We start from the raw sequence: 8,275 nt of genomic DNA, 5'->3' as shown, positions 1-8,275 counted from the left end.
CTTGGAGGCATAAACCCGGACGTTATCCTGATAGTCATAAGTCATGTTCAAGTGGAGTGGATACTCTCCGGCAGGAGCATGTTCCCCTATCTTGATGGTGAACTTGAGAGGAGACTGAGTCTTGTCCCCGGACTTGAGCGACTCGATCACCTGGTCGCCTGACTTAACCTCGATCTGAGGGGCCTGGGAGATCAGGGTGGTGGTAACTCCCAGAGCAGTGGGCTTCTTGTTCTCCTCCTCCAGCTCTGCACTGGCAAGGGCATACTCCTTGGCATTCTGGGGCATCTGGTCCTGCTTGAAGCCTATGATCCTGCCGTAGTTGGTCAGATCAAGGTAGAGGGTGACGGTATCCCCCCGCTTGAACTCATCTGTGCCGGAGATGCTTGCGGATATGTCCGGACTGCCGTACATGGTATAGTAATTGTCCCCGCCAAGCTCCATGGGTATGTAGGTGTTCTGGGCTAATACCGGAGCCAGGAGGATGAACATAGAGGCCAGAGCGATGGCATACTTAATTTCCATTAATTCTTCTCCATCTTTGATTGTTGATCAGTGCAATTGCTCTCTTCATTTCCAGTTTTGCATTCTCTAATACTTCACGCTGAACTTCCATTCTAATGGCCAGGACTACGAACACGGTGAAGGTGGTGACCAGGGCGAGCACGACCGACATCACTGTGACCACTCCGAAGTTGCTGATTATGTTGAAGGGCGATGAGATCAGTGCGGCAAAGCCGAAGGTCACAGTCATTCCCGATGCCACCAGGGCCGAACCTATGCGGTTGGCGGTGATGTTCATCGCCTCATATGGATTGCCGACATTGTCCAGCTCCTCATAGAAGCGTTCCATCATAAGTATGGCATACTCCGAGCCAATTCCCAGGACCAGAGCACCCAGTGTGGCGGTGAGGGGGGTGTACTTCAGCCCACCGTAATACATGACCAGCCCCATCCAACCTATCACCACCAGCATGGGCAGCACCGGCAAGAGGGCCTTGATCAGGTCCCGGTAGATCAGCAGGAGCAGGAAGAAAATCAAGACCAGACCCAGTAGCGACATCTCTATTCTGCCTGAGGTAAGGGCATCCATGACCGTGGTCATGAGCACTGGCTGGCCCGTTATCCTAACTGAAACTCCGGGGGGTGGAGTCATCCAGGTCAAGTCGTCTTCATACGACTTGATTAGCCGGTCCATGCCTTCCGTACCCAAGTTAGTCTCTGCATCGCCTATATTTACGTCGATAGCTGCCAGGTTATGGCCGCTCAGGTAAGCATCTTGCACGGCCTTTGGCAGGGAGGCAACTATCTCCCTTATTCTCGTTTTATCATCAGGCAGCTCTCCGTCATTGGCCGCTTTGATGTAGGTGGCTATGCTTGTAGCGCTTTCCGTCCTGTCTTCTCTAGAACTCAGCAGATAGTTGCCGAAATCATCCATCCACCTGAGATTTTCCGGATCGGTAATGTCATCGGCCTGAACCAGGAACTGAATCGAGTCTGTTCCACCGAAGATGGCCTTCATGTGTTTCAGATCGATCAGAGGAGACAGGTCTTGGGGGATGTAGTTCTTCGTATCCGTTTCTATAGGAACAAGAGTATCGACATAATTGCCGGCAATAGCCAGGACCAGAGCCACGGCTAGAACCGCTTTCCATCGCTCGACACAGATATTTGCCGTCTTTGCGAGGAAGACGCCAATCGATGAACTGCCGTCGGAATGTCCCTCTGCCTTCTTTTTTCTGGGTGATTTTTTTTCCGACAGATAAAGGACGGTCACGTTCACGAAGAGGGCAGAGAGGTAACACATGACCAGGCCGATGATGCAGACCTTTCCAAAATCGTTTATCGAGGGGACCGTAGAGCTCAGAAGTGAGATGAAGCCTGCCTCGGTTACAATTAGGGCGATGGCCACCGGGATGGCCACATGGTTGACCGTATTGATGGCAGCCTTCATCAGAGGTAATCCTTTGTCCAGCTCCTCATAGATCCGGTTGTGGAACTGGATAGCATAGTCTATGCCGATTCCGATCATGATTGGAAAAGCGGCAAACGAGACCATGCTCATAGGTATGCCGAAGAAACCCATGGCCCCGAAGGTCCAGATTATGCCCAGTAAGACTACGGGAAGGGGAAGGAGGGACCATCTGACGTGCCTGAAGAACAATAGCAGGGCTACAATCATCAGCACTCCGCACAGGGCAAGGACCGATCCATTGCTGCTGTTCATCAGCTCCAAAATTGCTTCCTGAAAAGATGGGTCGCCTGTGACGGTGATTCCGTAGCCTGCAGGAAATTCTGCAAAATTAACTGCATCATTTATTTCCATGAGGAGCTCTTTTCGTTGAGACTCTGTCAGCGTGGCGGTGGTAGGCATGCTCACGATCATCCTGGTATGCTTGCGATCCGGCATGAGCGCCTTCACCTCGGGGCCGGCAGCGGCCAGGATCTCGTCTATTTTCTCTTGGGAGGGTATCCGGCGGATACCGCTGCTTTGGTATTCGGCATCAGCCACGGTGTCGGCTATGCTCTGGACACCCACAACATGTTGAACCTGCTTGATGTGATCTGAGAAGCGCAGGCTGGCCGATAGAAACTCGGCCTTTGCCACATCATCTCCCTCCATCAAGATCACATTGCCATCTGTGCCGAAGTTTTCCTGGTAAAGGTGGTCATATAGTTGGTATAGGATAGAGTCTTTTGACACGAAGCTCTCTGTAGTCATACCCTGGCTCTCTACCTGCTGAGCATAGTGGACGGAGAACACGGTCAAGAGAACGGCTAGCGATATAATTATTGCAGGATTTCTGGTAATCCACGCCCCTAATCGTTCCAAGCTGATCATGCCAATAAAACCTTCTATTCGGATGTCTCCGAATGCGCCGTGAAAGCGCAAAATACTTAAACTTTGTGTTTGAATAGAGTTTTGTGAAGGATGAAGAGATCATGGAGCTAAAGAGGCCTCTAATTGAGGCATGCATCAAATCCGCCCAAATGGCTGGGTGGCGCGATGCGATGGGATTGCTCAGGGGAATTCTATTCCTGGAGAGCGAGCCCGTATCCCTCGATGCGCTGGCCGAAAAGACAGGCTACAGCAAAACGACAATACGCTCCAATATGAACTGCCTGGAGAATATCGGGATAGTGCGTCGCGTGGTAGTTCCTTTGGGAAAGCCACATCGATATAAGCATTACCGCTATTCTCTTGTAAACGATGCGGAAGCCATGAGGCCGGTTATTCTGTCTGCCGCGAATGAGGGGATACATCTGATCTTGCAAGCCCTCCAACAGGTTGAAAAGAATCTCAAGGGCAGCAACGTGAAAGATGCTGAATTAAAGGCTTCCTTAGTTAAGGCCGTACAATTTTATGAGGAGATAAGCAGGATTTTAGATCTCATAGGCGAGTATTCGCCAAAAGAGCTTATTGCGATCTTTGAGAGCAAGAAAAAATGTAATTCCAGGAAATCAAATGACAGTCATGTTAATAAATGCAAAGCGTGCGGCAAGCAAACGTTGAATGGTCCATTTTGCAGCCGCTGTCAGGATATGAGAGATGAACTTCGATGCTGGCCGAAGTAACGTTACGCTTGAGGTGCTAAATGAACCCTATTTCTGATATGAAACTACCTCCCGGGTTGGAAAGCCTCGTCGATCTGGCCTTGGACCTGCGCTGGACGGTTAGAGAGACCACCGATGAATTTTGGGAGTTGCTCGATGCAGAAGCATGGGAGAAGACGAAGAATCCCTATCTGATACTTCAGAACGTCTCTCGAAGCCGTCTTGAGGAGATGGCACTGGACGAGAGCCTTAAAGAAGAGATCCGTTGGTGGAAGGAGCAACGACATAGGCTTCTCAATGAGCCTGGATGGTTTGAAAAGCAGCATTACGATGTCCGTTCCATTGCCTACTTCAGCATGGAGTTCGGCCTCAGTGAGGCACTGCCCATCTATTCCGGTGGCCTGGGCATTCTGGCTGGAGATCATCTCAAGACCGCCAGCGATCTCGGAGTGCCTATCGTCGGATTAGGCCTCCTATACCAGCAGGGCTACTTCCGCCAGGTTCTGGGCAGGGACGGAATGCAGATAGAGGCTTTTCCATACAACGACCCGACTACTCTGCCCCTGGAGCCGGTCCTGAAAGAGGACGGAGGGCGGCTCAGAATCAAGATCAACCTTCCTGGAAGGCCTCTATATCTAAGGGTTTGGAAGGCTAACGTTTGTCGGGTGAACCTTTACCTCCTCGATTCCAATGAACCCCTGAACAGCTCCTGGGATAGGGGCATCACAGCTAATCTATATGCCCCCGGAGAGGAGCTGCGGTTGATCCAGGAGATAGTATTAGGCATCGGTGGCTGGCAGGCTCTGAAGGCGATGAGGATCGAGCCGGAGGTCTGCCATTTGAACGAAGGTCATGCTGCTTTCGTGGTACTTGTCCGGGCTTACAGCTTTATGCAGGAATTCGGCTGCTCTCTCCAGGAGGCGTTATGGGCGACCAGAGCCGGAAATATCTTCACTGTTCACACTCCGGGAACGGGAGGCTTCGATCTGTTCAATCCCGAACTGGTAAGAAAATATGCAAATTACTATGCTGACCAGATTGGTATGCACTATTTGGATCTGATCGAAATGGGAAAAGGGATCTGGGAGGAGGGAGGAGAACCGTTCGCCCCCGCTCTTTTGGCTCTGAAGGGATGCAACTTCGTTAATGGCGTAAGCCGCCTTCATGGGCAGGTCTGCAAACGTATATTTCAGTCTCGTTATCCACACTGGCCAGAGAGAGAGGTTCCGGTTGAGTATGTAACAAACGGAGTACACATTCCCACGTGGGATTCTCCCGCCTCTCAGCGCCTCTGGATAAAAGGATGTAAAATTGATTCTGGAAATTATTATCTCGACTACACCGAAGAGAAAATCTCAAAGCTTTGCGATGAGGACATATGGCGCTTTCGGGCAGAAGGTCGCCGCGATTTGGTGGAATACGTCCGAAAGCGTCACGCCCGCCAACTTCAAGAACGCGGAGCGTCTCCACAAGCCGTAAAGGCAGCCAAACATGCCCTGAATCCGGATATACTCACCATAGGTTTTGCCAGAAGGGCCACTGCCTACAAGCGCACAAACTTCCTTTTGAAGGACGAGGCAAGGTTAATACGAATTCTGACCAATCAGGAGCGGCCAGTGCAGTTGGTGATGGCGGCAAAGGCCCATCCCGGGGATACTTTTGGAAAGGCGATGGTAAAGCAAATGGCAAACTTTGCAATGCGTCTGGACATCTCTGATAAGGTGGTTTTTCTTGAGGACTATGACATCGATCTGTCACAACATCTTCAGCCTGGTGTGGACCTTTGGATCAATACGCCTCGACGTCCCAATGAAGCCTGCGGGACCAGCGGCATGAAGGTGCTGGCCAACGGCGGGCTAAACCTTTCAACCCTTGACGGATGGTGGGATGAGGCCTACAATACGCAGGTGGGCTGGTCTATAGGAGATCACCAAGAGCACAGCGAATCCGACCGGGACGACCGGGAGGCGGAACTGCTCTACCGGATGCTGGAGGAGCAGGTGATTCCCATGTTTTATGATCGGAACGAAAAAGGAATTCCTGCTGCATGGGTGGCAAGGATCAGGGCCAGCATGGCCGGTCTTACTCCCCGCTACAGCAGCAGCCGTATGATGAGAGAGTACGTGCAAAATGCCTATCAGCCGGCAGCCGAATCCTATCGCCGCCGCAAGGCAGACGGTGCCAGTTTGGCCCGAGAACTGGCTAGGTGGCAGGAGCGGCTGGATGAGAACTGGAAAAGCCTTCGATTTGGTCGCCTGATGGTAAACAAAGAGAACGAATCATGGCATTTCAAGGTCGAGGTGTATCTAGGAGATGTATCGCCCGAAGACGTGCATGTTGAGCTTTATGCTGATCCTCTTAGAGGTACTGAGCACGGAGAACGACAGGACAAGCCGATGAGAGTAATCATGAACCGAATAGATCCTATTGCAGGTGCTGTAAACGGATTTTGGTATTATGCAAACGTATCTGCAAATCGTCCTGCAGAGGACTATACGCCCAGGGTTGTGCCCTACCATCCAGAAGCATTCGTCCCTAAGGAGGTTGCTCACATCTTGTGGCTGCGTTGATTAAGAGGTGATATGAACATGATCTATACCATCACATTAAATCCTGCTATTGACCGCACTTTTTGGATCCAAAGGATTCGGGATGATGTCTCTAACCGCATTCTTGAGGAGAAGAGCTTCGCAGGAGGGAAAAGCATTGACGTTTCCAGGGTTTTGAAAAACCTTGGGATTGATAATACCGCTTTGGGGTTCGTGGGAGGATTTGCTGGAAGAGAGCTCGAGGGCAGACTGCTAAACGATGGCATACAATGCGACTTCGTTAGAGTTGCCGGAGAGACCAGGACTAACATAGTTCTCCATGAAAAAGAGACTGGAAATCAAATTGTCTTCAATGCTCGTGGTCCGGAGATCAAGCCCAACGAAATTATGCAGCTGATCGAACAAATAGAGAGTCTAGCCTATCCAGATTTTGTGACCATCGGAGGAAGTCTCCCACCTGGAGTCAGCCCGGAGATCTACCGTAAAATCATAACAATGTTTGGCAAATATCATACCAAAGTGATCTTAGATGTAGACGGCCAAGCCTTGAGGGCTGGCATAAAGGCACATCCCAATATTATCAAGCCTAACATTCATGAGCTTAGCGAGTTGGTGGGTCGTGAACTCTCGGGGATTGATGAGGTCGTAGCTGCAGCCAGGGATATCAATCGAGGAGGAGTGGAGATCGTGCTGGTGTCGATGGGTGCCCGTGGAATTCTCCTGGTGTCGAATGGAGATGAATATATGGCTGTGCCCCCAGAGGTAAAAGTGGAGAACACCATCGGTGCTGGGGACTCCTCAGTGGCCGGGTTTGTTCTGGGACAGGTCAATGGCAAAGATCTGAGTGAGTCGCTCATTTATTCAGCGGCTGCTGGCACAGCAACCACCATTCGCCAGGGAACTGCCCTTTGCCAGGAGGAAGACTTCTTAAAGCTGGTTCCTCAGGTGAGGCTGAACGTTCTATCTAGGGGGCAGGAAAATGACCCTAGATAAAATTCCGATTACTTTAGATGTTCCTGAAAAGATGCGCCAAAGATACAGAGAAAATTATAACAAAATCACCAATGGCAGTGGAAGGCTGATGCTTTTCGCTGGCGATCAGAAGGTTGAGCATTTAAGTGAGATATGAGCAAAATATACTTGAACTTTATGTCCGAATTAGGTATTGTGAAGTATGAAGAAATATTGGCGATAAAGATGCCTCTAGTTGAGGCGTGCATCAAGTCCGCTAAGAGGAACGGGTGGGGCGATGCGATGGGATTGATCAGAGGCATTCTCTTTCTGGAGAGCGAACCTATGTCTCTCGATGAGCTGGCGGAGAAGACAGGCTACAGCAAAACGACATTGCGCTCCAACTTAAACTCCCTGGAAAACTTCGGACTGGTAACGCGAGTTGTAAGTCCTTTGGGAAAGCAGCATCGCTATGCTCTGCAGACGGATTCCGAAGCGATGAGGCTTGTGGTTCAGTCTACTGCAAGGGAGGAGATCCGCCTGATCCTGCAGGCCCTCAACCAGGTAGAAAAAAATCTCGAAGCTCGCGGTGTAGTTGCTGAGAATATGGGCCTAATGATGAGCAAAACAAGGCACTTTTATGAGGAGATGGACAGAGTTATGGAGCTCATGAATCAATTCACCCTAAATGAGATTATTGAAATTCTTGAGAAAAATATAAATGAACGGTCTACACTATCCATATGACCTATGATTTGTGTGAGGCCTATCGAATGCTCCTTCACATGAAAAACACCCGGAAGTCGGGATGAGATTGTCATCCACATCCCTCCTTAAACCTTTAATCTCTCAAGTATCCTGCCCGACTTACTTAGTGTCTTTACCTAGATCGCTCTTTTCGTTTAGCTTCTTCCTGAAATATTCGGCTACAATTTCTTTGGAACCCCATCCTAGAGCTATTCCCATAGATATGGCTATGCCAATAGCAGTTCCCCACATTAAGGGGGCAAGTATTGTGTAAATGATGGTTGTGTCGACAAGCAGCTGATCGAAGGCCAAAACGATCACAATAATCGAAAAGATCACCTTGCAAATGACTGCTACCGATTCGGTGAACGGTACCTCGTGCAGTGTTAGTTCAGACCGTACCCAACTCATGAGGGTTTCGATTTAGCACCAATTAGAAGAGCTTTAAATTCCTGCGTTAATATTTTCAATCTTTA

General features: G+C 50.0%; 7 protein-coding genes and 1 pseudogene. 5 read left to right on the top strand and 3 right to left on the bottom strand.

All coding sequences use genetic code 11. The features are described from left to right. Together BP822_RS03640 and BP822_RS03635 are read right to left on the bottom strand one after the other, a co-directional pair. Positions 1-522, bottom strand: a pseudogene (locus BP822_RS03640) (hypothetical protein); the annotation flags it as partial. Beyond that, positions 512-2,839 (bottom strand): efflux RND transporter permease subunit, encoded by a 2,328-nt coding sequence (locus tag BP822_RS03635; RefSeq protein ID WP_286877760.1) that lies wholly within the window; start codon positions 2,837-2,839, stop codon positions 512-514. The pseudogene BP822_RS03640 and the gene BP822_RS03635, both read right to left, overlap by 11 nt. Before the next feature lie 83 nt (positions 2,840-2,922). Between BP822_RS03635 and BP822_RS03630 the strand changes: the two genes are divergently transcribed. The 5 genes from BP822_RS03630 to BP822_RS03610 are packed head-to-tail and all read left to right on the top strand — an operon-like array spanning position 2,923 to position 7,799. Then, positions 2,923-3,573, top strand: a complete 651-nt coding sequence (locus BP822_RS03630) for a GbsR/MarR family transcriptional regulator (protein WP_286877759.1) — start codon at positions 2,923-2,925, stop codon at positions 3,571-3,573. A 20-nt stretch (positions 3,574-3,593) separates the two neighbouring features. Further along, positions 3,594-6,122 carry an alpha-glucan family phosphorylase gene (gene glgP, locus BP822_RS03625; protein ID WP_286877758.1) on the top strand — a complete coding sequence of 843 codons (2,529 nt, stop codon included), beginning with the start codon at positions 3,594-3,596 and terminating at the stop codon, positions 6,120-6,122. Between the two features lie 12 nt (positions 6,123-6,134). Beyond that, a complete protein-coding gene (gene pfkB / locus BP822_RS03620) occupies positions 6,135-7,094 on the top strand; it encodes a 1-phosphofructokinase (RefSeq protein ID WP_286877757.1) in 960 nt (319 codons plus the stop codon). Then, positions 7,081-7,230, top strand: coding sequence for a hypothetical protein (locus BP822_RS03615; RefSeq protein ID WP_286877756.1), 150 nt, complete (start codon positions 7,081-7,083; stop codon positions 7,228-7,230). The genes pfkB and BP822_RS03615 overlap by 14 nt, the downstream gene beginning before the upstream one ends. Beyond that, the gene (locus tag BP822_RS03610) at positions 7,227-7,799 is read left to right on the top strand and encodes a GbsR/MarR family transcriptional regulator (RefSeq protein ID WP_286877755.1); all 573 of its coding nucleotides are present in this window, start codon (positions 7,227-7,229) and stop codon (positions 7,797-7,799) included. The genes BP822_RS03615 and BP822_RS03610 overlap by 4 nt, the downstream gene beginning before the upstream one ends. Before the next feature lie 120 nt (positions 7,800-7,919). On the opposite strand, the gene BP822_RS03605 is transcribed toward BP822_RS03610, so the two are convergent. Then, positions 7,920-8,111, bottom strand: a complete 192-nt coding sequence (locus tag BP822_RS03605) for a hypothetical protein (RefSeq protein WP_286877753.1) — start codon at positions 8,109-8,111, stop codon at positions 7,920-7,922. Between the last annotated feature and the right edge of the window lie 164 nt (positions 8,112-8,275).

Source organism: Methanosaeta sp. UBA458 (genome assembly GCF_002496085.1).
In the GTDB taxonomy this organism is placed as follows: domain Archaea; phylum Halobacteriota; class Methanosarcinia; order Methanotrichales; family Methanotrichaceae; genus Methanothrix; species Methanothrix soehngenii.
Note: the sequence above shows the minus strand (reverse complement) of the source record. Positions and strands in the feature narration are given on the sequence as shown.

What these genes read in the sequence shown, in the direction of transcription:
- BP822_RS03635 (WP_286877760.1), bottom strand. Translation starts at nt 2,839, where the DNA reads ATGATCAGCTTGGAACGATTAGGGGCGTGGATTACCAGAAATCCTGCA.
- glgP (WP_286877758.1), top strand. Translation starts at nt 3,594, where the DNA reads ATGAACCCTATTTCTGATATGAAACTACCTCCCGGGTTGGAAAGCCTC.
- pfkB (WP_286877757.1), top strand. Translation starts at nt 6,135, where the DNA reads ATGAACATGATCTATACCATCACATTAAATCCTGCTATTGACCGCACT.
- BP822_RS03615 (WP_286877756.1), top strand. Translation starts at nt 7,081, where the DNA reads ATGACCCTAGATAAAATTCCGATTACTTTAGATGTTCCTGAAAAGATG.
- BP822_RS03610 (WP_286877755.1), top strand. Translation starts at nt 7,227, where the DNA reads ATGAGCAAAATATACTTGAACTTTATGTCCGAATTAGGTATTGTGAAG.